This window comes from Sphingomonas profundi, from assembly GCF_009739515.1.
Taxonomy (GTDB): domain Bacteria; phylum Pseudomonadota; class Alphaproteobacteria; order Sphingomonadales; family Sphingomonadaceae; genus Alterirhizorhabdus; species Alterirhizorhabdus profundi.
Genome location: NZ_CP046535.1, coordinates 2,995,374 through 3,018,528, shown reverse-complemented (window position 1 = coordinate 3,018,528; position 23,155 = coordinate 2,995,374). Strand labels below are relative to the sequence as shown.

The window sequence follows — 23,155 nt, the reverse complement described above, 5'->3', positions numbered from 1 at the left end:
CGTGGCTATCGCCGGTCGCCTCAGAAGGTGAACCGGGCGCCCACGCGGATCTGGTACAGCGACTGGCGCGACGAGATCACGTTCTGGGCCGAGGGCTGTGTGTTCGGCGAGGTATAGCGATACTGCGCGCAGGCTTGGCCGGAGTTCGCCGTCTGCTGCGCCGCGGTTGGCGCGGTACCCGTGGCAACCGGCGTTGTCAGGCACTGCACCCGCACCGCCGGAATGGTGTACGGGAACGAATATTCCCGGATCTGGCCCCACTTCTTGTTTATCAGGTTGGTGAAGTTCTCGATATCCATGAACAGCTGGATACGGCTGCCGCCGACGCCGGTCGGTATCTCCTGCGCAACGTGCAGATCGAGCTTCGTGAACCACTTCGAGTTGAAGGCGTTGCGCGGGGCGATCTTGCCCCGATACTTGTCCAGTCCGGTCGAATTGATGAGCTGATCGAGCGCCGCCTGTGTGGCCGCGCTGTCGTATGAAACGAGCGCGTCCGTCGTGGAGGTCGGCACGTACAGCAGGTAGCGGGTGTTCGAGCCCGCCGTCCCGAAGATCGGGCTGCGCGCGGTCGACGTATCCTGCATCGTGTAGCTGTACGGCTTGCCGATGCGGGTTTCGCCGAACAGCGAGATGGTCGACTTGTAGTCGCCGAAGAAGGCGTGATCGACGGTCACGCTGTACTTGATGTTGTGCTTAACCTCGTCGTTCGAGATGCCGTAGGCCGCGCCGTTGGCATCGAGGAACGCGCCGTTGCCGTAGTTCGAGCCGGCCGTGGACGAGGTGGCCGGTGCCTGATCCTTGACGTCCTGATAGGTATAGCTGGCGCTGAGATCGAGGCCGAAATCGAAGCGCTTGTCGACACGCGCGACGGCGATGTAGCTGCGGCCCTTCTTCGTGTTGGTCAGGAACAGATCCTGCCCTGTATCCGCGAAGTTCGTGACCGAGGCGTAGCGGATCCGACCGTCGGGCGTGCGCAGCGCCGTTGGCGTCACGCGCAGATCGGTGAAGAATACCTGGTTACGCACTGCGGAGTAGAGCAGGTCGCCGCCGAACCGCCAGCCGCCGCCGAGGAAGTTGTCGAACTCCGGCGTCCAGTCCGCCGAGAGCGTCGCACGCCACTGGGACGGGATCTTGAAGCTCGGATCCAGCGCGTTGGTGGTGGCAAGCGTCGAGGAGGAGGCGCTGCCGAGCAGCGTGTTCGCCGCCGCCGGTATGGTTGTGCCGTTGACATTGGTCAGCGAGGCGGCACCCGTCGCGTTCGCCGTGGCGCCGGTCTGGCCGGTCACGGTGTAGCTGGTCGAGTTGTTGTTCTGCCGGATATCGACCGAGTTCGTCAGGAAGCCCGTGTTCGAGAAGCTGTTGGACACGTACACGTCCGGCGAACCACCCGAGAAGATGCCGCCGCCGCCGCGCAGCGTCAGCGTGCTGGTCGGCCGGAAGTCGACGCCGATGCGCGGCTGGAACACGCCGAGACCGTTGGTATAGGTGGCGTTGGTGAAGCCGTAGCGGGCGAGGAAGTTCTGGTTCAGCGCGGGGCGGCTGTCACCGCCGAACAGATCGTAGCGGAAGCCGTAGGCGAGCGTCAGCATGTCGTTGATCCGCCACGTATCCTGCACACCGGCGGTATAGGACTGATAGCGGAACCGGGCCGCGCCATCCGCCGGATCGAGTGACGGCACGGCGTTGCCGTAGCGCAGCCGTTGCGCGTTGCCGCGGGAGAAATCGTCGATCGAGTCGAAATAATAGTCGCCGGCGGTGCGCTGAACGAAGAGATTGAAGATCTTCGTATCCGAGAACTCACCGAAGATGCGCAGATCGTGGTTGTTCTGGGTCAGTCGCGCCTGGACGAGGCCGCCATAGGTGCGGCTTGTCAGCTGATTGGACTGCCGCGAGATATCCGGTCCGAACGAGACGGTGCCGAAACCCGACTGACAGGCGAGCGACAGGTCGTTGCCGGTGCCGGAAGTAGCCATGCCGCGATCGGAGGTCGGCGCGGTGCAGACCTGGAACTGCGCGAAGCCACGACCGAGGATCGGATCCTGACCGCGCTTGTAATCCTTGTAGAAGCCGCGAACCTCGGTCGAGAAATCGTCCGACCATTCGGAGTTCAACTGGGCGACGCCGGTGTGCAGCCGGTTCGATCCGACATAGCCGTTCGATTCGAGGCCCAGGCCGGGCGCGTTCGCCGTGCCGCTGGCGGCGCCGACGTTAGAATTCTGGTTAAAGCGGATCTCGTCCTTGGTGTAGATGTAGGTGATCGAGGCGCGCTGCGTTTCAGACAGGTTCGCGTCGAGCTTGGCGACGAGGCGATCGTCGCGGTCGCCGTTGTTGTCCAGCACGCCGCCGGTGTCGTAATTGTAGCGGCTCTTGGCGAGACCCTGGATCTGGGTGAGCTGGGCATCGGTGATGTTCGGGATCACGGTTCCGGCATTGTCACCTGCCGTGCCTTCCGCGATCGGCAGGCCGGCGCGTATCCGCTCGCCTGCGACCATGAAGAACAGCCTGTCCTTGATGATCGGACCGCTGATCTCGGCGCCATAATTCTGGTACTTGAAGTTCGGCAGGTTGATGCGTCCGGTCGGAACGCCCGGGCCGGCCTTGGTCTTGTCGCCGGTCAGCTCGTCAGACGAGTAGGCGTAGAAGCCCGTGCCGTGGAACTCGTTCGTCCCGGATTTCAGGATCGCGTTGATCGCGCCGCCCTGGAAGTTGCCCTCGCGCACGTCGAACGGCGCTACCTTCGTCTGGAACTGGCCGATCGCGTCGAGCGGCACCGGCGAGCGGCGGGTCGGCAGGCCATCGGGGTTGAGGCCGAAATTGTCGGTCACCGGCACGCCGTCGATCGAGAAGCGGTTGAAGCGCGCATTCTGGCCGGCGAAGCTGACCGCTCGGCCACTGCCTTCCGAATAGTCGAGTCGCGCAAACGGATCGCGGCGCATCAGATCGCGAATGTCGCGGTTGACGGTGGCGACGGTGGCGATCTGCTCTGCGGTGAGCACCGTTGCCGGTCCTTGGCTCACGGTGCGGGCGCCCACGATGCGCGAGGCGGTTACGACGATGTCCTGCGCACCCGCGTCCGCTGCCGTCAGTTCGATCGGCAGATCATACGCCTGGGCGACGACCGTGTAGACGTCCGTCACGCTTGCATTGGTGAAGCCGGGCGCGGAGACGCTGACGGTGAACGGCCCGCCCACCCGGAGGCCGGACGCGTTGAAACTGCCGTTGGCATCCGTCGTCGCGGTGGCGCGCGTGCCCGACGGCACGTTCAGGATCGTGATCTCCGCGCCGGCCACTGGCGCGCCGGCGCTCGATACGGTGCCGCGGATGGTGGAGGTGGTTTCCTGGGCGTGGGCGGCGGACGCCGCCATGACGAGCGCGATGCCCGCGCTTCCCGCTAGAAGATGACGCATGTTCTGGTGCCCCCTTTAGGCATGATCTGGACCCGCTCACCGCCCGCGGCAGGCCGCCGGGCATGTGCCTTGCGGTCGCCTACCGCCGCATGGGGGTCGTGCTGATGACGCAGATGCAGCATGATCATGACATTTATGTTGCAGGAGTGTTGCGATGCCGGGAACCAGACGGCGCCTGACTTAAAGCCGCAAATTACTCGATCACGTGACTATTGGGCCACACTCTCGGCCCCCGTTCCTTCGCACTCGCACAAAGGCTTCTTCCACGATTGGCCATCGAGGCGTGAGGCGAGGGGGGAGGCGCCGCACTCATGCCAATCGCCGCCTGCGCTCTCCCGTCCACCAGATGCGAAGATCTTTGGTATCGATAACATTTTCATCTTGCCATGCGCGAGGGCGGTGTTCCACTTACGTGACATCCCGTAAGCTGCGGATGGCGGACGAAGGTAAGGAGATGTGATGACGCGCGCGGCCAACGCATTGCTGCTGTTCGGGGCGACCGGCGATCTCTCGCGCCGGATGCTGCTGCCATCGCTCTACAAGCTGGATGCGGACGGCCTGCTGCCGGCGGACTTGACGATCGTCGCCACTGCCCGCAGCGATCTGGACGAGGCCGGCTTCCGCGCCGCCGCCGATGCCGCGCTGACCCGGTTCGTCGATGGCGATCGCCTGTCGGCGGACGCGGTGGCGCGGTTCATCGCCCGGCTGCGCTACGTGGCAGTCGACGCGTCCGATCCCGCCCAGTTCGCCGGGCTGGCCGATGCGGTGGGGCAGCGCCGGGGCGACATGGCGATCTTCCTCTCCACCGCGCCGCAGCTGTTCGAGCCGACGATCGCGGGGCTGGCCGCCGCCGGCCTGGCCGACGAGCATGTGCGGATCGGGCTGGAAAAGCCGCTGGGCACCGATCTCGCCTCCTCGCGCTTCATCAACGATGCGGTGGCGGCGGTGTTTCCGGAGGGCCGGACCTACCGGATCGATCATTATCTGGGCAAGGAGACGGTGCAGAACCTGCTCGCCCTGCGCTTCGGCAATGGCCTGTTCGAGCCTTTGTGGAACGCGGGCGGGATCGATCACGTCCAGATCACGGTCGCCGAGACGGTGGGGCTGGAGGGCCGCGTCGGCTTCTACGACGGCGCCGGCGCGCTACGCGACATGGTGCAGAACCACATGCTCCAGCTGCTCGCTCTGGTCGCCATGGAGCCGCCGGCGCAGTTCGACGCGACGGCCGTGCGCGACGAGAAGGTGAAGATCTTCCGCTCGCTCCGCCGGATCGGCGCGGCGGAGGCGGCGACCCACACCGTGATCGGCCAATATGGCGCCGGCGCCGTCGGCGGCGCGGTGGTGCCGGGCTATGCCGACGAGCTGGGCCAGCCCTCCGCCACCGAGACGTTCGTCGCGATCAAGGCGCATGTCGACAATTGGCGGTGGAAGGGCGTGCCCTTCTACCTGCGCACCGGCAAGCGGCTGCCGGCGCGCCACTCGGAGATATTCATCCAGTTCAAGGGCGTGTCGCACTCGATCTTCGCCTCGCGCGGGGCGGTGGTGCAGCCGAACAAGCTCGTCATCCGGCTGCAGCCGGAGGAGACGATCAAGCTGCTGGTGATGGCCAAGAAGCCCGGCCTCGATCGCGACGGCATCCGCCTGCGAGAGGTGCCGCTGAACCTGGGCATGGCCGATGCCTTTGCCGACACGCGCCGGCGGATCGCGTACGAACGGCTGCTGCTGGACCTGATCGAGGGCGACCCGACGCTGTTCGTGCGCCGCGACGAGGTGGAGGCGCAGTGGGAGTGGGTGGACGGCATCCGCGCCGGCTGGGAGGCGAACGCGATGACGCCGAAGGCCTATGCGGCGGGCACCTGGGGCCCGTCCGCCGCGATCGGGCTGACCGAGCGGGATGGAGTGACCTGGCATGACTGACCTGAACCCGGCCGTTGCGGCGGTGACGGCGCGCATCGTCGAGCGATCTAAGCCTAGCCGCGACCGCTATCTGGCTCTCGTCGCCGCCGCCCGCGATCGCGGATCGGAGCGCGGCAATCTGGCGTGCGGCAACCTCGCCCACGGCTTCGCCGCCGCCGGTGAGGACAAGCCGGCGATCCGCGCCGGCAACGCGATGAACATCGGCATCGTCACCGCATATAACGACATGCTCTCCGCCCATCAGCCTTATGGCGGCTACCCCGATCGGATGAAGCTGTGGGCGCGCGAGGTGGGCGCCACGGCGCAGGTGGCGGGGGCCACGCCGGCCATGTGTGACGGCGTGACGCAGGGCCAGCCGGGCATGGAGCTGAGCCTGTTCAGCCGCGACACGATCGCCCTCTCCACCGCCGTCGCCTTGAGCCACGGCATGTTCGAGAGCGCGGCGCTGCTCGGCATCTGCGACAAGATCGTGCCGGGGCTGCTGATCGGCGCACTGCGCTTCGGCCACCTGCCGATGATCCTGGTGCCGGCCGGGCCGATGCCCTCCGGCCTCGCCAACAAGGAGAAGCAGCGCATCCGCCAGCTTTATGCCGAGGGCAAGGTGGGCCGGGCGGAGCTGCTGGAGAGCGAGAGCGCCTCCTATCACGGCGCCGGCACCTGCACCTTCTACGGCACGGCCAATTCGAACCAGATGATGATGGAGGTGATGGGCCTGCACATGCCGGGCGCGGCCTTCGTCAATCCCGGCACGAAGCTGCGCCAGGCGGTGACGCGCGCCGCCGTGCACCGCCTTGCCGCGATCGGCTGGGATGGCGACGACTACCGCCCGCTCGGCCGCTGCGTGGACGAGAAGGCGATCGTCAACGCCTGCGTCGGCCTGCTGGCGACGGGCGGATCGACCAATCACGCGATCCACATTCCCGCCATCGCGCGCGCGGCCGGCATCGTGATCGACTGGGAGGATCTCGATCGCCTGTCCGCCGCCGTGCCGCTGATCGCGCGCGTCTATCCCAACGGGTCCGGCGACGTGAACCACTTCCAGGCAGCGGGCGGCATGGCCTGGGTGATCGCCACCCTGCTCGATGCCGGCATGCTCCACCGCGACATCATGACGGTCGCCGGCCGCGACCTGCGCGACTATGCCGCCGATCCCGTTCTGGCGGAGGATGGCGAGGCGCTGGCGTGGCGCCCGGCGCCCGACGCCCCGCTCGATCAGGCGATGCTGCGGCCCGTCGCCGATCCGTTCCTGCCGGATGGCGGCATGCGGCTGGTGCGCGGCAATCTGGGCCGCGGCACGATGAAGACCAGCGCCGTCGATCCGGCGCGCTGGACGATCGAGGCGCCGGCGCGGATCTTCTCCGATCAGGATCAGGTGCTCGCCGCGTTCAAGGCGGGCGAGCTGGAGCGCGACGTGGTCGTCGTCGTCCGCTTCCAGGGGCCGCGCGCCAACGGCATGCCGGAACTGCACAAGCTGACCCCGCCGCTGGGCGTGCTGCAGGACAAGGGCTGGCGCGTGGCGCTGGTGACGGACGGGCGCATGTCCGGCGCATCCGGCAAGGTGCCGGCGGCGATCCACGTGAGCCCGGAGGCGCTGGGGGGCGGCCCGCTGGCGCGCCTGCGCGACGGCGACGTCGTCCGCGTGTCAGGCGACGACGGCACGCTGGACGTGGCCGTATCGGCCGAGGAATGGGCGGCGCGCGTGCCCGCGCCGCCGCCGCCGGCGCCGCTGGGCACCGGGCGCGAGCTGTTCGCCTTCATGCGCCACGGCGCCGACGATGCGGAGAAGGGCGGGTCGGCGATGCTGGCGGCGATGGAGGAGGTGGCTTGAGCGGATCGGAGCGCATCGTCGCGGTCGATCTCGGCGGCACCCACGCCCGCTTCGCCATCGCCACGATCGACGACGGGCGCGTGCTGGCGCTGGAGCATGAGGCGACCTTGCGGACGGCCGAGCATGCCAGCCTGCAGACGGCCTGGCAGAGCTATGCCGCGTCGCTCGGCGCGCCGCCGCCGCGCGCCGCCGCCATCGCCATCGCCGCGCCCGTGACCGGGGAGGTCATCAAGCTCACCAACAATCCGTGGATCATCCGGCCGGCGCAGATTTCGGGGACGCTCGGCGTCGACCGTCACGTGCTGGTCAACGATTTCGGCGCCGTCGGCCACGCCGTGGCGCAGGTGGGGCCGGAGCATCTGCGCCACCTCTGCGGGCCGGACCGGCCGTTCGACGCGGAGGGCGCGATCAGCATCGTCGGCCCCGGCACGGGCCTGGGCGTCGGCCTGCTGCTGCGGCGGGAGGGCGGCGCGCACGTGATCGAGACGGAGGGCGGCCACATCGATTTCGCGCCGCTCGACACGCTGGAGGACGCGATCCTCGCGCGGCTGCGCGGGCGCTACCGGCGGGTGTCGGTGGAGCGGATCGTCTCCGGCCCGGGCCTCGCCAACATCCACGAGGCGCTCGGCGCGATCGAGGGGCGGCCGGTGGCGACGTTCGACGACAAGGCGCTGTGGACGGCGGCGCTGGCGGGCGAGGACAGCCTGGCCGCCGCCGCGCTCGATCGCTTCTGCCTGATCCTCGGCGCGGTCGCCGGCGACATCGCGCTGGCGCAGGGTGGGCGGGGCGTGGTGATCGCCGGCGGCCTGGGCCTGCGCCTGGCCGATCGCCTGCCGCGCTCCGGCTTCGCCCTGCGCTTCCGCGCCAAGGGCCGGTTCGAGGCGCGAATGGCGGAGATCCCGGTCAAGCTCATCACCCATCCGCAGCCGGGCCTGCTCGGCGCCGCCGCCGCCTTCGCCCAGGAGAATGACTGACATGACTGATCCCGCGCCGAATCCTGAAGCCGATATCGCGGCGGTGATGACGCTGGCGCCGGTGATCCCGGTGCTGGTGGTGCAGGAGGCGGCCCACGCCCGCCCGATCGCCGAGGCGCTGGTCGCCGGCGGCGTGCCGGCGCTGGAGGTGACGTTGCGCACCCCCGCCGCGCTGGAGGTGATCGCCGAGATGGCCGGGGTGCCGGGCGCGATGGTCGGCGCCGGCACCGTCACCAACGAGGCGCAGCTGGATGCGGCGATCACCGCCGGCGCGCGCTTCATCGTCAGCCCGGGCCTCACCGAGCGGCTGGGCCGCGCCGCGATCGAGCGCGGCATCCCCTTCCTGCCCGGCACCGCCAACGCCGCCGACATCATGCTGGGCCTCGATCTCGGCCTCACCCGCTTCAAGTTCTTCCCGGCGGAGGCGGCCGGCGGCACGAAGGCGCTGGCGGCGCTGGCGGCGCCCTTCTTCCAGGCCCGCTTCTGCCCCACCGGCGGCGTCACCCAGGCGAGCGCGCCGGAATGGCTGGCGATACCGGCCGTCACCTGCGTCGGCGGCAGCTGGCTGGTGCCGCCGGGCGAGCCGGACCGCGCCGCGATCGAGGCGCGCGCACGCGCGGCCGCGGGCCTGCGCGCGGTATAAGCGGACGGCGGCTCGCCAATCGGCGTCGGGCGCTCTAGGAAGCGGAGGCGCGTGGCAGAACCCGCCACGTTCCTCTGACGGAGCCCGCCTTGCCGACCGCAGATCCCGCGCTTCCCGCGCCCGCCTCAACCGGCATCGCCGGCCTCGACAACGTGCTGGGCGGCGGCCTGACGCCGGAGCGGCTGTATCTGGTCGAAGGGACGCCCGGCACCGGCAAGACCACGCTCGGCATGGGCTTCCTCCTCGCCGGCGCGGCCGCCGGCGAGACCGGCCTCTACGTCACCCTGTCCGAGACCGAGGCCGAGCTGCGCGCCGTCGCCGCCACCCACGGCTGGTCGCTCGACGCCATCAACCTGTTCGAGATGGTGCCGGAGGCGGGGTTCGCCGAGGAGCAGGAGCAGACCCTGCTGCACCCGAGCGAGGTGGAACTCGGCGAGACGGTGCGCGGCGTGATGAGCAAGGTGGAGGCGCTGCGCCCGCAGCGGGTGGTGATCGACAGCCTCTCCGAACTGCGGCTGCTGGCGCAGAGCGCGATCCGCTACCGCCGCCAGATCCTGGCGCTGAAGCACTTCTTCTCGACGCGGCGCTGCACCGTGCTGGTGCTGGACGACAAGAGCTCGGAGGAGGGCGATCTCCAACTGCACAGCATCGCCCACGGCGTGATCGCGCTGGAACAGACGCTTTCCGGCTTCGGCGCGCAGCGGCGGCGGATGCACGTGGTGAAGATGCGCGGCCTGCGCTACCGCGGCGGCTACCACGATTTCGAGATCGAGCGCGGCGGCCTCGCCGTCTACCCCCGCCTCGTCGCGTCGGAGCATCGCGGCGACACCGAGGACCGGATCGTCTCCACCGGATCGTCCGAGCTGGACGCGCTGCTGGGCGGCGGACTGGTGCCGGGCACGGCGACGCTGTTCAGCGGCCCCGCCGGCGTGGGCAAGACGACCACGACCGTGCAGTGCATGGTGGCGGCGCTGGAGCGCGGCGAGAGGGCAGCCTACTTCCTGTTCGACGAGCGTCTGCCGACGCTGCTCAAGCGTTCGCGCACGCTCGGTATGGATCTCCAGCCGTTCATCGACGAGGGCCGGCTGCACATCCGCGCGATCGATCCGGCGGAGCTCTCGCCCGGCGAGTTCGCCAATGCGGTGCGCCAGGCGGTGGAGGAGGACGGCGCCGGCACGATCGTGATCGACAGCCTGAACGCCTACCTGCAGGCGATGCCGACCGAGAAGTTCCTGACCCTGCAGATGCACGAACTGCTCGGCTATCTGGGCGAGCATGGCGTCGTAACCCTGCTGATTCTGGGCCAGCATGGCCTGGTGGGCGATATCCGCGCGGAAGTGGACATCAGCTATCTGGCGGACAGCGTGGTACAGCTGCGCTTCTTCGAGGCATTCGGCGAGATGCGGCAGGCGATCTCCGCCATCAAGACGCGCACCACCCAGCACGAGCGGACCATCCGCGAGTTCCGCATTGACGGCAACGGCTTGACTTTGGGCGAGCCGCTGATCGCCTTTCAGGGCGTATTGACAGGCGTGCCGGTATTCCGCGGCGATGGCGCGGCACTGATGGGGGATACGGGCGGGGACGTACGCGTTCAGTCCGGTTGATGGAAAATCGCGTCCTCATTCTGGCTCCGCGGGGACGCGACGCGCAGGTCGCCTGTGACCTGCTGCAACGTCATGATTTCGCTTGCCACGTCTGCCCCGATGTGGACGGCTTCGTCGCCGGGCTCGAGGCCGGCGCCGGCGCCGCGCTCGTCACCGAGGAGGCGCTGGCCGCCGGCGATCGCCTGGCCCTGACGCGCTGGCTGGAGGCGCAGCCGCCATGGTCCGACATTCCGATCGTCGTGCTGGCCAATGGCGACAAGACGCCGCGCACGGCGCTGGCGCGGGCCGTGCTGGAGGATCTCGGCAACATCGTCCTGCTCGAACGGCCGCTCCATGCCGATGCGATGGTTGGCGCGGTGCGATCGGCGCTGAAGGCGCGGCGCCGGCAGTATGAGATCCGCGCCTTCGCCGAGACGCTGGAGCGATCGGTGGAGGCGCGCACGCGCGAGCTGGCGGCGGCGCGGGACACGCTGGAGGTGGCGATGGGCGCCGCCGGCATGGGCAGCTGGGATCTCGATCTCGTCACCGGGGCGATCGAGCATTCGTCGCGCCACGACGAGATATTCGGCTACGACGCGCCGCCCGAACGGTGGACCAGTGCCGAATTCATCGCCCATGTCGAGCCGGCGGAGCGGGCGGCGGTGGCGCGTGCCTCGTCCGAGGCGGTGAGCAGCGGGTTGCTCGACATCGAATGCCCGATCCGCGCGGCGGACGGCAGCGCCCGCTGGATCGCCGTGCTGGGCCGCGTGCGCCTCGACGAGGACGGCACGCCGCTGCGCATCACCGGCGTCGTCTCCGACATCACGGCGCGCAAGGAGGCCGAGACGCGGCTGGCGCAGGCGCAGAAGATGGATGCGATCGGCCAGCTGACCGGCGGCGTGGCGCATGATTTCAACAACCTGCTGACGCCGATCGTCGGCAGCCTGGATCTGCTGCGCCGCCGGCTGGGCGAGGACGAGCGCGCCAGCCGGCTGGTGGAAGGCGCGATGCAGGCGGCCGAGCGCGCCGCGACGCTCACCCAGCGCCTGCTCGCCTTCGCCCGCCGCCAGGCGCTGCAGCCGCGCGCGGTGGACGTTGGCGAGCTGATCGACGGCCTGGTCGATCTGGTGCGCCGCTCGCTCGGCCCGACGATCAACGTCGTGCTGGTGGTGCCGCGCCACCTGCCTGCCGCCCGCGTCGATCCGAACCAGCTGGAGCTGGCGCTGCTGAACCTGGCGATCAACGCGCGCGACGCGATGCCCGGCGGTGGCCGGCTCACGCTCGCCGCCTCCGTCGTGGCGGTGGGGGAGGGGCATCCGGCGCGGCTCGCGCCCGGCAGCTATATCCGCATCGTCGCGGCCGACACCGGCATCGGCATGGACGAGGCGACCCTGGCGCGCGCGATCGAACCGTTCTTCTCCACCAAGGGCGTCGGCAAGGGCACGGGCCTCGGCCTCTCGATGGTCCACGGCCTCGCCGCCCAGTCCGGCGGCACGCTGGAGATGTCGAGCGTGGTCGGCGCCGGCACGCAGATCACGCTGTGGCTGCCCGCGACGGACGAGGCCGCATCCGCCGCCAGCGAGGCCGCCGGCGAGCCGCCGGCCGCGCGGCGTCCGGCCAAGGTGCTGCTGGTGGACGACGAGGAGCTGGTGCGCAGCGCCACCGCCGACATGCTGCGCGATCTGGGCTATGTGGTGGTCGAGGCGGGATCCGCGGCGCAGGCGATCGCGGCGCTGCGCGGCGGCATCGGCGCCGAGGTGCTGGTGACGGACTATCTGATGCCGGGCATGACCGGCGCGGCGCTGATCGCGGAACTGCGCGCCGCCGATGCCGCGATCCCCACCCTGCTGATCACCGGCTACGCCAATGCCGGTGAGGATGTGCCGGCCGACGTGCCGCGCCTCGCCAAGCCGTTCCGCCAGGTCGATCTGGCGGCGCGCATTGATCAGCTGCTGCAATCCCCGGCCGAGCGGCACCAGGGTCTGCGCGCGGTGCGCTGAGCCGGATCGATTGCCCGCGATCGGAGTTCTGCGTCACGATTTTCACGTGATTGACGACGGGACTTCGCGACATGCTGATCCGTGCCGGCTTCGACATCGCCTTCGATGCCTCCGCCCCCAGCCCGATGCTGGCGCTGCTGAACATCCACCCCTCGCGCCGCCGCGATCTGCGCACGCCGCACCGGATCGAGACGTCGCGCGCCGTGCCGATCTACGACGTGCCCGATGCGTACGGCAACACCTGCACGCGGCTGACCATCCCGGCCGGCGGCATCGCGCTGCACGCCGATTTCGTGGTCGAGGATAGCGGCCTCGTCGACGTGCGCGCACCCGATGCGCCGGTGACGCCGGTCGACCGGCTGCCCAGCGAGGTGCTCGTCTACCTGATGGGCAGCCGCTACTGCGAGACGCAGTATCTGATGCAGCCAGCCTGGAGCATGTTCGGCCATCTCCGCTCCGCCCGCGACCGGGTGGAGGCGATCGTCGACTTCGTCCACGACCATCTCGCCTTCGGCTACCATCATGCGCGCGGCGACCGCACCGCCTGGGCCGGCTATCAGGAGAAGGTGGGCGTCTGCCGCGACTTCGCCCACCTCGCCATCACGCTCTGCCGCTGCATGAACGTGCCGGCGCGCTACGCCACCGGCTATCTCGGCGATATCGGCGTGCCGCCGGTGGACGCGCCGATGGATTTCAGCGCCTGGTTCGAGGTGTTCGTCGATGGCGCTTGGTACACCTACGACGCGCGCCATCGCGCGCCGCGCATCGGCCGCATCCTGATGGCGACGGGCCGCGACGCCACCGATTGCGCGCTGACCACCGTGTTCGGCGCCGCCACGCTGCGCCGGTTCGAGGTGACGACGCTGGAGGTGGAGAGCACCGATCTGGGCCGTGACGAACCGATGCGCCTGGCCGCCTAGCGCCGTTTGCACCACCCTTGTCCCGCGGTGGGCAGGCGGCGTAAGCGCGGCGGCATGATCTGCTCCATCCGCCCCGCCGCCGCCCAGGACGTGCCCGCTCTGGCGGCGCTGAAGCTCGCCACCTTTCGCGAGACCTTTCTGGAGGGCGGGTTCGCCATCCCCTATCCGCCCGCCGACCTCGCCGCGTTCGAGACGGCGAGCTACGCGCCCGCCGCCGTCGCCCGCGAGATCGCCGATCCCGGCCATGCGACGTGGGTGGCGGAGGGGGCCGACGGATTGCACGGCTACGCCCATGTCGGCCCCTGCAAGCTGCCCCACCCGCAGGTGGTGGCGGGCGCGGGCGAGCTGTACCAGATCTACGTGCGCGGCACCGCGCAGGGCACGGGCCTGGGCCGCCGGCTGCTCGATACCGCGCTCGATCATCTCGCCGCCACGCGGCCGGGGCCGGTGTGGCTCGGCGCATGGTCCGGCAATCTCAGGGCGCACGCCGTCTACGAGGCGAAGGGTTTCCGCAAGGTGGGCGAGTATCGCTTCCCGGTGGGCAGTTGGCACGACGAGGAATATATCTTCCGCCGCGACTGACCGTTGCCGCATAGTGACAGCATAGGACTATCAGGGAGTTCTCATGCGATCGATCCTCATGGCGGGCCTGCTCGCCACCTCCGTATCCGCCACAGCCCAGACAGCCGCGCAAACAGCCGCCCAGGCACCTGCCGCTGCGCCCGCCCAGGCACCCGCCGCCGCGCCACCGCCGGTGGAGAAGCCCGCCGCGCTGGTGGCGGACGGCATTCCGCCGGTGCCGGCCGCCCTTGCCGATCGCACGCGTGCCTACATGGAATATCGCACGGCCGCGTTCGAGAGCTGGAATCCGGTCGATCGCTCGGTGCTGATCACCACCCGCTTCGGCAACACGGCGCAGGTGCACGGCGTGAAGCAGCCGGGCGCCGCGCGCACCCAGCTGAGCTTCGAGGCCGATCGCATCTCGGCCGCCGCGTGGGCGCCGGGCAAGGGCGACGTGATGGTGGTGCAGAAGGACATTGGCGGCAGCGAGTTCTTCCAGCTCTACACGCTGAAGGACGGCCGCCTCACCCTGCTCACCGACGGCAAGAGCCGCAACGAGCTGAATGCGTGGAGCGAGGACGGCGCGCTGCTGGGCTACAGCTCCACCCGTCGCAACGGCACCGACAGCGACCTCTACGTCGTCGATCCGCGCGATCCGGCGAGCGGCCGGATGGTGGCCGAGGTGAAGGGCGGCGGCTGGGCGATCGCCGGCTTCTCGCCCGATCGGAGCAAAGCGGTGGTCGGCGAATATCTGTCGATCACCAAGTCGAACCTGTGGCTGATGGACGTCGCGACCGGGCGGATGACGCCGATCGGCGACCATCGCAAGGCGATCGCCTGGGGCGCCGCCAAGTTCGCGCCGGACGGCACGCTGTGGGCGACTTCGGACGAGGGATCGGAATATCAGCGCCTGGGCACGGTGGACCTGAAGACCGGCCGCTTCACCGTGGTGGCGCCGGAGGCGAAGTGGGACGTCGAGGATTTCGACATCGCCCGCGACGGCAGCTTCGTCGCCTATGCCGTGAACGAGGCGGGCGTCGCCCGGCTGCGGCTGCTCGATCCGCGGACCAGGGCGGTGCGCACGGTGGACGGCCTGCCCGCCGGCCAGATCGGCGGCATCGAGGTGGCGCCGTGGGGCGAGATCGGCCTGACGTTCACCTCCGCCAAGAGCGCGGCGGACGTCTACTCCGTCGACCCGCGGAGCATGGCGGTGAAGCGCTGGACGACCAGCGAGACGGGCGGCCTGGACGTGACGAGGAATGTCGAGCCGGAGCTGGTCGAGGTGAAGAGCTTCGACGGCAAGGCCGTGTCCGGCTTCCTCTACCGGCCCGATCCGGCGAAGTTCCCGGGCAGGCGGCCGCTGATCCTGAACATCCATGGCGGGCCGGAAGGGCAGTCCCGCCCCGGCTTCCTCGGCCGCAACAACTATCTGCTGAACGAGCTCGGCATCGCCATCTTCTACCCCAACGTGCGCGGCTCGTCCGGCTACGGCAAGACGTTCGTCAGCCTCGACAACGGGCCGTTCCGGCGCGAGGATTCGGTGAAGGACATCGGCGCCTTCCTCGACCGGCTGGAGAAGGATCCGGCGCTCGACGCCACGAGGTTCGCCGAGACCGGCGGCAGCTATGGCGGCTACATGTGCTACGCCGTCGCCATCCGCTACGGCGAGCGGGTGAAGGCGGCCAACTGCGTCGTCGCCATATCGAACTTCGTCACCTTTTTGGAGAATACGCAGAGCTACCGCCGCGATCTGCGGCGCGTGGAATATGGCGACGAGCGCGTGCCGAAGCAGCGCGCCAAGCTGATGGCGATCTCGCCGCTGACCAGCGTCGACCGGCTGACCATCCCGCTGATGGTGGTGACGGGCGGCAACGATCCGCGCGTGCCGGCCAGCGAGGCGAAGCAGATCGTCGATGCGGTGCGCGCCAAGGGGCGCACGGCGTGGAGCCTGCTGGGGCAGGACGAGGGCCACGGCTTCGCCAAGAAGGCCAATCAGGATTATCAGTTCTGGACGAGCCTGATGTTCTGGCAGGCGAACCTGCTCGGCGAACCGGGGGCGGCGGGGCAGATCGCCGCGACGGATCGTTAACCTCCGCCTGCCATGCCGTTGCGCGCCGGGACGGGCGAAATCGCCGTCTGGCGCGGGGCGGCGCTTTGCGCGATCACCCGCGATCATGCGGGAGCGATCGTGATGGACGGGCGATTCGGGAAGGCCGGCGCGGTCGGCGGCAAGCTGCTGTTCGCTGGCGCGCTGGGCCTGCTCGCCTTCCAGATGAGCGGGCGCACGGCGACCGAGCCCGCCGCCGCGCCGTCGCCACCCGCCGCAAAGGCACCCGCGCCGATCGCGCAGGCCGCGCCGCCGCCCGCCGCAGCGCCGGTCGCGTTGCCGGCGGCGGCGGGTGACGACGCGTTCGTGGTCCGTCGCGTGCTCGATCTGAAGGCGCCGCTGCATCACGGCGAGTATGCGTGGGACGATGCCGGCGTGCCGCAGGGGCCGATCGTCATCACCATCGATCTCGCCGCCGAGATGCTCTCGATCTTCCGCGACGGTTACGAGATCGGCGCCGCGCCGATCCTCTACGGGGCGGACAGCAAGCCCACGCCGCTCGGCACCTTCCCGATCCTGCAGAAGGATGCGCATCACGTGTCGAACCTGTACGGCGCGCCGATGCCCTACGCGATGCGGCTGACCAACGACGGCGTGTTCGTCCACGCCAGCGAGGTCTCGTGGGATGCGGCGACGCACGGCTGCATCGGCGTGCCGAAGCCCTTCGCGCAGAAGCTGTTCGCCCAGGCCCGGATCGGCGACAAGGTGATCATCACCAAGGGCCGGATGATGGATGTGAGCGGCCTTCGCGGTCCGGCCTGACCGGCTGCCGCCAGCCCGGCGATCACGCCACGCGGCGCGTACCCGCTTCGCGCAGCAGCATGTCCACCACCTCGCCCGCGGGGATCGGCCGGCTCATCAGATAGCCCTGGATGCTGCTGCACCCCTGCTGGCGCAGTTCGGTGAGCTGGCGCTCGTCCTCCACCCCCTCGGCCGTCGTCTCCATGCCCAGCGCGCGGGCGAGGTCGACGATGGCGTGGACGATCGCCGCAGCACTCTGCGTGGCGTTGATGTCGGTCACGAAGCTGCGATCGATCTTGATCTTGTCGAACGGGAAGCTGCGCAGGTAGCTGAGGCTGGAATAGCCGGTGCCGAAATCGTCCAGCGCGATGCGGATGCCCAGCGTGCGCAGCCGGTGCAGCATCGCCAGCGTCGCATCGGCCGAGTCGAGGAAGATCGATTCGGTGATCTCGATCTCCAGCCGCGCCGGCGGCAGGCCGCTGCGCCCGATCGCCTGGAAGATGATGTTGGCAAGGCCCGGATTGCGGAACTGCAGCGGCGATACGTTCACCGCCACGCGCAGCGCGCCCGGCCACGTCATCGCCTGGCGGCACGCCTCGTGGATCACCCATTCGCCGATCTGCTGAATCAGGCCGGTATCCTCGGCCACGGGGATGAACTCCACCGGCGGGATCAGCCCGTGCTCCGGGTGGTGCCAGCGCAGCAGCGCCTCGAAGCCGCTGATGCTGTCGTTCACCAGCGCATAGATGGGCTGAAAATCGAGGCTGAGCTGGCCGTTGGCAAGCGCCTCGCGCAGGTCGATCTCCATCTGCCGGCGCCTGCGCGCGGCGGCGTCCAGCGCCGGCTCGAAGAACCGCGCCACGCCGCGCCCGTCCTGCTTGGCGCGGTAGAGCGCCAGATCGGCATTCTTCAGCAGCGTGTCGGCATCCTCGCCGTCCGCCGGGCCGATCGCGATGCCGATGCTCGATCCCGTCGCGATCTGGTGGCCGGATACGTCGATCGACCGGCGCATGCGATCGAGGATGGCCTGCGCCAGCAGCCGCGCGCGATCGTCGCCCTGATCGGCCAGGATGATGGCGAACTCGTCGCCGCCCAGGCGGGAGACGAGCGCGCCTTCCGCCACCGCCTCCAGCAAGGTCGCGATCTCGCGCAGCAGCTTGTCGCCGATCGGATGGCCCAGCGTGTCGTTCACCGCCTTGAAGCCATCGAGATCGAGGCACAGCAGCGCCATCGCCGTGCCCCGCCGGCTGGCCGATCGCAGCGCCGCATCCAGCTGCTCGCGGAACAGCACGCGGTTGGGCAGCGACGTCAGCGTATCGTGGAAGGCGAGGTGGGCGATGCGGTTCTCGCGAAAGACGATCCCGTCAGCCATGGCGTTGAAGCTGGCGGCCAGGTGCGCGACCTCGTCGTCGCCGATCACCGGCACCTTGGTGAACTCGCCCTCGCCAAGCGCGCGGGCGGCGCGATCCAGCGCGGCGATCGGCTCGGCGATGCCGCGCGCCAGGCGGATGCTGCCGGCCAGCACCAGCAGAAGCCCGAGTATGCCGGCCCCGAGGATGCCGAACTGGAGGCTGCGGAACGGCGCCATCGCCTTGGCCAGCGGATAGCTGAGCAGCAGCACCGCTTCCGGCTTGCCATCCACCGAGGGCAGCGCCCGCGCCAGCGCGATGCCCTTCTCGCCGCGCAGGCGCAGCGTTTCCGGCCGCGGCTGGGCCAGCGCCTTGCCGACGAAGGCGTTGAGCGCGACCGTCTCCGCGATCGGCGCATCCTCGCGCGTCGTCCACAGGCCGGAGCTGTTGCGATGCACGACCATCGCCGTCAGCGGGATCGAGGATAGGCGTTCGAGGGCGTGGAGATCGGCCGAGTCGATCGGCACGGCGAACACGACGGAGCCGACCTGCGTCGGCGCCAGGATGGGCGCCACCACCATCCGCACCGCCATGCCGCCGCCCGCGACCACGGCGTCGCCGCCATCCTCGCTCATGCGGAACGGCACGTCGCGGGCCAGCGCGCGCAGCACCGGCGGGCCGGAGCCGATGACCGTGCCGTCCTGCATCGTCACGAAGGCGCTCGCCACGCGGGCGCGGCTGCGCAGGTTGGCCAACGCCGATGCGATCGTCGGCCGATCGCCGGTGGCGACCGCCGAGCGGAAGCCGAAATCGTGCGCCAGCACCTCGGCGCTGTCGCCCAGCGCGCGCGCCCGCAGCGTCCAGATGCGGCCGAACACGCTGCTGCTGGCGACCAGTTCGCTGCGCACGGATCGGTTTGCATTGGCGGCGATCAGCAGCTGGGCGACGATCGCCAGCATCACCATCACCAGCACGAACAGCCCGGCATAGAGCACCGAGAGCTTGGCGCGCAGGGTCTGGAAGCGAGGCATCAGCGCGCCGCCGGCGCCCGTACCGGCAGCGCCACGATGCGCGCGATCGCGCCGTTGGCCGGCAGCGACAGCGCCTGCGCCGTCTCGCCGCCGGGCGCGCGGGCCAGCGGATGCCACACCCGCAGCCGCGCCTCGCCGGCGGGCACGTTGGCGAGGCTCACCCGCCCGGCGGCATCGGTGCGCGCGGCGAACGGCGTGTCCACCACCATGATGAAGCCCGTCATCCGATCGTGGATGTTGCAGCCGAGCGCGACCGGCCCCGGCTTGTCGAACAGCACGGTGCGCGCTTCCTCGCGGCCGTACAGCTTCAGCTCGAACTTCTTGGGGCGGGAGAAGGAGTAGACGTGGTGGCGCACCTTGTCCCGGTTCGGGAAGCTCACCTGCGCGCCGACCGGCACGATCAGCACATAGGGGGCGAACTGGATGTCCTGCTGGGCGACAACGGCGGGCCACGGGAAGCGGATCGTCCGAGCGGTCTGCGGCGGGCCGCTCTCCAGCATCACCACCGCATTGGGCAGCGCGCTGCCGGCGGCGTCGCGCACGATCACGTCCAGCGTGGTGGCGCCGGCCGGCGCCGTGCCGCAGGCGACGAGGAGGGCGGCCGGGAGGACTCTTCTGCGGATCATCCTGCCGCCTCTAATTAGCAGCCATTGAGAAGAACTTAAGCAACGTCCCCTAGCAATGTGGCCATTGGCGGAGTCGGAAGGGCGGGCGCTGTTCGGCGTCTCCGACCCGTGATGATCGTGTACGACAGGGCTTGATCGATGCTGTTCCCCCGGCTTCTGGCCGCTTCATTCTGCCTGTTCTTCGCCGCCGCGCCGGCTGTCGCCGGGGAGTGGCGGGACGGCGGCAAGCTGCTGCTGACCGGCGGCGTCACCAGCATCGAGGGGGCGGCCGGCGGCGGCCTGGCGAGCTGGGCGTTCATCGCCGGCAACGAGACGGACGCGGGCGTCGGCGCCAGCGCGCACGTGACGCAGGTGCAGCTCGACGATTTCGGCCTGACCACGTTCGGCGCGGCGGTGGGCGCGTTCGATCGCGTGGAGCTGAGCTACGCCCGCCAGCGGTTCGATACGCGCGCCGCCGGCACCGCGCTGGGGCTGGGCCGCGGCTACGCCTTCTCGCAGGACGTCTACGGCGCCAAGCTGCGCCTGGCCGGCGATGCCGTGTACGATCAGGATCGCCTGCTGCCGCAGATCGCCATCGGCGTGCAGCACAAGCGCGCCAATCGCGGCGCGGTGATCCGCGCGCTGGGCGGCCGATCCGCCCACGGCACCGATTTCTACGTCGCCGCCACCAAGGTGCTGCTGGCCCGCAGCCTCGTCGTCGATGCTACCCTCCGCCTCACCAAGGCCAATCAGGTGGGCCTGCTGGGCTTCGGCGGCGATCGCCACGGCGGCTATCGCGCGCAGGTGGAGGGATCGGCCGGCATGCTGCTGACGCGGCGACTGCTCGTCGGCGGCGAATATCGCAGCCGGCCGAACAATCTGCGCTTCGCACGGGAGGACGATGCGTTCGATCTGTTCGCCGCCTACGCCGTCACCCGCAACGTCGCCGTCACCGTCGCCTATGCCGATCTCGGCAGCATCGCGACGCTGAAGGGGCAGCGCGGCCTCTATCTCTCCCTCCAGACGAGCTTCTGACCATGGCCCTGCTGATCCTAATCGCCGCCGCCGCGCTTGCCGTTCCGTTGGGCGAGGAACCGGTTCATCCCTATGTGGCGAGCAATGCCAACGCCGGCGCGACGCCGTTCGCCGGCGACACGCTGTGGCGCGCCTTTCACACCCGGGCGGGCGTCGACCGGATCGTCGACGGCATGGTCGATCGCAGCGTCGCCGATCCACGTATCGGCGACATCTTCCGGAACCAGGATCTCGTCCGCCTACGCCGCACGCTGAAGGAGCAGTTCTGCTACATCCTAGGCGGCGGCTGCGACTATACCGGCCGCACGATGAAGGCGGCGCACAAGGATCTGGGCCTGCAGACCGCCGATCTGGGGGCGCTGATCGAGAATCTGCAGGCGGCGATGCGCGCCGAGGGCGTGCCGTTCACGGCGCAGAACCGCCTGCTGGCCAAGCTTGCGCCGATGAAGCGCGAGGCGATCGAGCGCTAGGTCGGATCGACATCCAGCTCCTTGCATGTCCGCTCATCCTGAGAAGGGGCTGAGCGGAGGCGAAGACCCGTCTCGAAGGATTGTCCATGTCCTTCGAGACGCCATTTCGACAGGCTCAATGGCTCCTCAGGATGAGCGCTTTGCTTAAAAGCAAGTCAAACTGGCATGATCCGCTTGATGCCGATCCGGCCTAGCTAGGCCGGGCTGACGGTCAGGCGCGGACGAGCACCGTCTTGGTCAAGGTCGCGCGGATGGCGAAGCCCAGCGTCTCGTAGAGCGCCACGGCGCCGCCGTTGCTGGCGTAGACGTGGAGGAACGGCGTCTCGCCGCGCGCCGCGATGCCTGCCATCACCGCGCGCATCAGGGCGGCGGCATGGCCGCGGCCGCGATGATCGGGATGGGTGCACACGCCGCTCACCTCCGCATAGCCGTCCGGCTTCATCCTCTCGCCCGCCATCGCCACGAGCCTGCCCGCCACCCTCACCCCGATGAACCCTCCGAAGCGGTGGGTGTGCCCGGCGAACGGACCCGGTCGGGTCAGCGCCGCCAGCGCGCGCATCTCGGCGGCGTCGTTCTCGCCGAGGGGCTCGAAGGCGGTGGCGGGGACGTGCGGCGCCACGCGCTCCGCGATCATCTGGTGGCAGGCCGCGCGGGCGGTGATGGCGGTGCCGGGCGGCGCCGGCATCTCCCCCGCCTCCAGCAGCCAGAGCCCGCCTTCGGCAGGCAGGAGCGCGGCCAGCGCCGCCAGGCTTTCCGCCGACCCATCGGCGGCGGCGGCGAACGGGCCGTAATCGGGCGAGAGCCGCAGCGCGGCCGCATTGCCAATTGCGAGAGGCGCCTGCCTGGTCGTCAGTGCCTGCCACACCGGGCGGTCGAGCGGGTGAGGCCGTGCCATGGCGCGAGGCTAAATGCACGCGGCGCCGGTCGCAACGGGCGGTCTCAGGCGCGGTGCGTGCGGTGCTGCGGGAAGACCAGCTCGCTGCGGAGGCCCTCGGCCGCCCAGTCGAAGGTCATGCGGCCGTTCAGCTGGCGCCGGGCGATGGCCGCCATCATGCTGGATCCGAAGCCCGGCCGGCGTTCCGTCGACGGCGCCGGGCCGCCAGTCTCGCTCCAGCGGATGTGGATGTCGCCCTCGTCGTGCCAGTCGATCGCGATCTGTCCGCCCGGGTCGGAGAGGGCACCATGCTGCGCAGCATTGGCCATCATCTCGTGCAGCAAGAGGGCCAGCGGCTGCACGTGCAGCGCGGCGATGCTGGTGGGCGGGCCGGTCAGCTCGGCGCGGCGCGCGCCGAACGGCTCCACCTCGCCCTGGATCACGCGATCGAGCGAAACCGGGCGCCAGCCCTGCTCCGCCAGCAGCGAGTGGGCGCGGGCGAGGGCATCGACGCGGCCCTGCACCGCGTGGGCGTAGGCGGCGGCGTCGTCCGCGCGGCTGAGCCTGACGATGCCCTGCACCAGCGCCAGCGCGTTCTTGGCGCGATGATCCACCTCGCGCAGCAGGCGTTGTTCCTCCAGCTCCATCGCGGTGGCGGCACGGCGGCGGGTGACGTCCAGCTGCGAGGCGAAGAAATAGAGCAGCTGCCCGTCGTCGTCGTGCACCGGGCTGATGAACAGCTGGTTCCAGAAGCTGCTTCCATCCTTGCGGTAGTTGACCAGCTCCACCGTCACCTCGCGGCCTTCGGCCAGGCCGGCGCGGATCTCGCCGATGGCGGCGGGGTCGGTCTCCGGGCCCTGCATGAAGCGGCAATTCTGCCCGATCACCTCCTCCGCCGAGAAGCCGGTGAGATCGAGGAAGGCGCGGTTCGCCAGCACGATCGGATTGTTCGGCTGGCGCGGATCGGTGACGACCATCGGCATCCGCGTCCGCTCCACCGCGACGAAGGCCAGCTCCCGCCGATCCGCGAGACCCTGCGGCGAGTAGGCTGCGGGCTCATCGCCCCTCAGCTTCGTGGCCGGACTGGCGATGTTCGTCACGATCCCT

The 23,155-nt window shown here is 69.8% G+C and carries 17 protein-coding genes; 12 read left to right on the top strand and 5 right to left on the bottom strand.

Features of this window, described 5'->3' with window-relative positions:
- Positions 1-20 precede the first annotated feature (20 nt).
- Complete coding sequence (locus GNT64_RS14415; RefSeq protein ID WP_156680157.1) at positions 21-3,407, bottom strand: TonB-dependent receptor; 3,387 nt, start codon at positions 3,405-3,407, stop codon at positions 21-23.
- A gap of 459 nt (positions 3,408-3,866) precedes the next feature.
- On the opposite strand from GNT64_RS14415, the gene zwf reads away from it, so the two are divergent.
- From zwf to GNT64_RS14365, 10 genes are all read left to right on the top strand, one after another.
- Positions 3,867-5,324: a glucose-6-phosphate dehydrogenase gene (gene zwf / locus GNT64_RS14410; RefSeq protein ID WP_156680156.1), complete on the top strand. Its 1,458-nt coding sequence runs from the start codon at positions 3,867-3,869 to the stop codon at positions 5,322-5,324.
- Entirely contained in the window at positions 5,317-7,152 is a 1,836-nt protein-coding gene (edd, locus tag GNT64_RS14405) for a phosphogluconate dehydratase (RefSeq protein ID WP_156680155.1), read from the top strand. Before zwf ends, edd begins: the two co-directional genes overlap by 8 nt.
- A complete protein-coding gene (glk, locus tag GNT64_RS14400) occupies positions 7,149-8,126 on the top strand; it encodes a glucokinase (protein ID WP_156680154.1) in 978 nt (325 codons plus the stop codon). The genes edd and glk overlap by 4 nt, the downstream gene beginning before the upstream one ends.
- 1 nt (position 8,127) lies before the next feature.
- Positions 8,128-8,769, top strand: coding sequence for a bifunctional 4-hydroxy-2-oxoglutarate aldolase/2-dehydro-3-deoxy-phosphogluconate aldolase (eda, locus tag GNT64_RS14395; RefSeq protein WP_231639018.1), 642 nt, complete (start codon positions 8,128-8,130; stop codon positions 8,767-8,769).
- 89 nt (positions 8,770-8,858) lie between these two features.
- Positions 8,859-10,376 carry an ATPase domain-containing protein gene (locus GNT64_RS14390; RefSeq protein WP_231639017.1) on the top strand — a complete coding sequence of 506 codons (1,518 nt, stop codon included), beginning with the start codon at positions 8,859-8,861 and terminating at the stop codon, positions 10,374-10,376.
- The gene (locus GNT64_RS14385; protein WP_156680152.1) at positions 10,376-12,355 is read left to right on the top strand and encodes a PAS domain-containing hybrid sensor histidine kinase/response regulator; all 1,980 of its coding nucleotides are present in this window, start codon (positions 10,376-10,378) and stop codon (positions 12,353-12,355) included. Before GNT64_RS14390 ends, GNT64_RS14385 begins: the two co-directional genes overlap by 1 nt.
- A 71-nt stretch (positions 12,356-12,426) precedes the next feature.
- On the top strand, positions 12,427-13,275 hold the full coding sequence (locus GNT64_RS14380; protein ID WP_156681652.1) for a transglutaminase-like domain-containing protein: 849 nt from the start codon (positions 12,427-12,429) through the stop codon (positions 13,273-13,275).
- Between the two features lie 54 nt (positions 13,276-13,329).
- Positions 13,330-13,857 carry a GNAT family N-acetyltransferase gene (locus tag GNT64_RS14375; protein ID WP_156680151.1) on the top strand — a complete coding sequence of 176 codons (528 nt, stop codon included), beginning with the start codon at positions 13,330-13,332 and terminating at the stop codon, positions 13,855-13,857.
- A gap of 43 nt (positions 13,858-13,900) precedes the next feature.
- Positions 13,901-15,925 (top strand): S9 family peptidase, encoded by a 2,025-nt coding sequence (locus tag GNT64_RS14370; protein ID WP_156680150.1) that lies wholly within the window; start codon positions 13,901-13,903, stop codon positions 15,923-15,925.
- Between the two features lie 102 nt (positions 15,926-16,027).
- Complete coding sequence (locus tag GNT64_RS14365; protein WP_156680149.1) at positions 16,028-16,705, top strand: L,D-transpeptidase family protein; 678 nt, start codon at positions 16,028-16,030, stop codon at positions 16,703-16,705.
- A 22-nt stretch (positions 16,706-16,727) separates the two neighbouring features.
- On the opposite strand, the gene GNT64_RS14360 is transcribed toward GNT64_RS14365, so the two are convergent.
- Both GNT64_RS14360 and GNT64_RS14355 read right to left on the bottom strand, forming a co-directional pair.
- Complete coding sequence (locus GNT64_RS14360; RefSeq protein ID WP_156680148.1) at positions 16,728-19,064, bottom strand: putative bifunctional diguanylate cyclase/phosphodiesterase; 2,337 nt, start codon at positions 19,062-19,064, stop codon at positions 16,728-16,730.
- Positions 19,064-19,690, bottom strand: a complete 627-nt coding sequence (locus GNT64_RS14355; RefSeq protein ID WP_156680147.1) for a methylamine utilization protein — start codon at positions 19,688-19,690, stop codon at positions 19,064-19,066. Before GNT64_RS14355 ends, GNT64_RS14360 begins: the two co-directional genes overlap by 1 nt.
- A 138-nt stretch (positions 19,691-19,828) precedes the next feature.
- Between GNT64_RS14355 and GNT64_RS14350 the strand changes: the two genes are divergently transcribed.
- Together GNT64_RS14350 and GNT64_RS14345 are read left to right on the top strand one after the other, a co-directional pair.
- Complete coding sequence (locus GNT64_RS14350) at positions 19,829-20,704, top strand: DUF3034 family protein (RefSeq protein ID WP_156680146.1); 876 nt, start codon at positions 19,829-19,831, stop codon at positions 20,702-20,704.
- Positions 20,705-20,706: 2 nt separating this feature from the next.
- Positions 20,707-21,174 carry a group I truncated hemoglobin gene (locus GNT64_RS14345; RefSeq protein WP_156680145.1) on the top strand — a complete coding sequence of 156 codons (468 nt, stop codon included), beginning with the start codon at positions 20,707-20,709 and terminating at the stop codon, positions 21,172-21,174.
- A 211-nt stretch (positions 21,175-21,385) separates the two neighbouring features.
- Here the strand turns inward: GNT64_RS14345 and GNT64_RS14340 are convergent, their stop codons facing one another.
- Positions 21,386-22,069, bottom strand: a complete 684-nt coding sequence (locus tag GNT64_RS14340) for a GNAT family N-acetyltransferase (protein ID WP_156680144.1) — start codon at positions 22,067-22,069, stop codon at positions 21,386-21,388.
- A gap of 44 nt (positions 22,070-22,113) precedes the next feature.
- Positions 22,114-23,148 carry a blue-light-activated histidine kinase gene (gene lov, locus GNT64_RS14335; protein WP_231639016.1) on the bottom strand — a complete coding sequence of 345 codons (1,035 nt, stop codon included), beginning with the start codon at positions 23,146-23,148 and terminating at the stop codon, positions 22,114-22,116.
- Between the last annotated feature and the right edge of the window lie 7 nt (positions 23,149-23,155).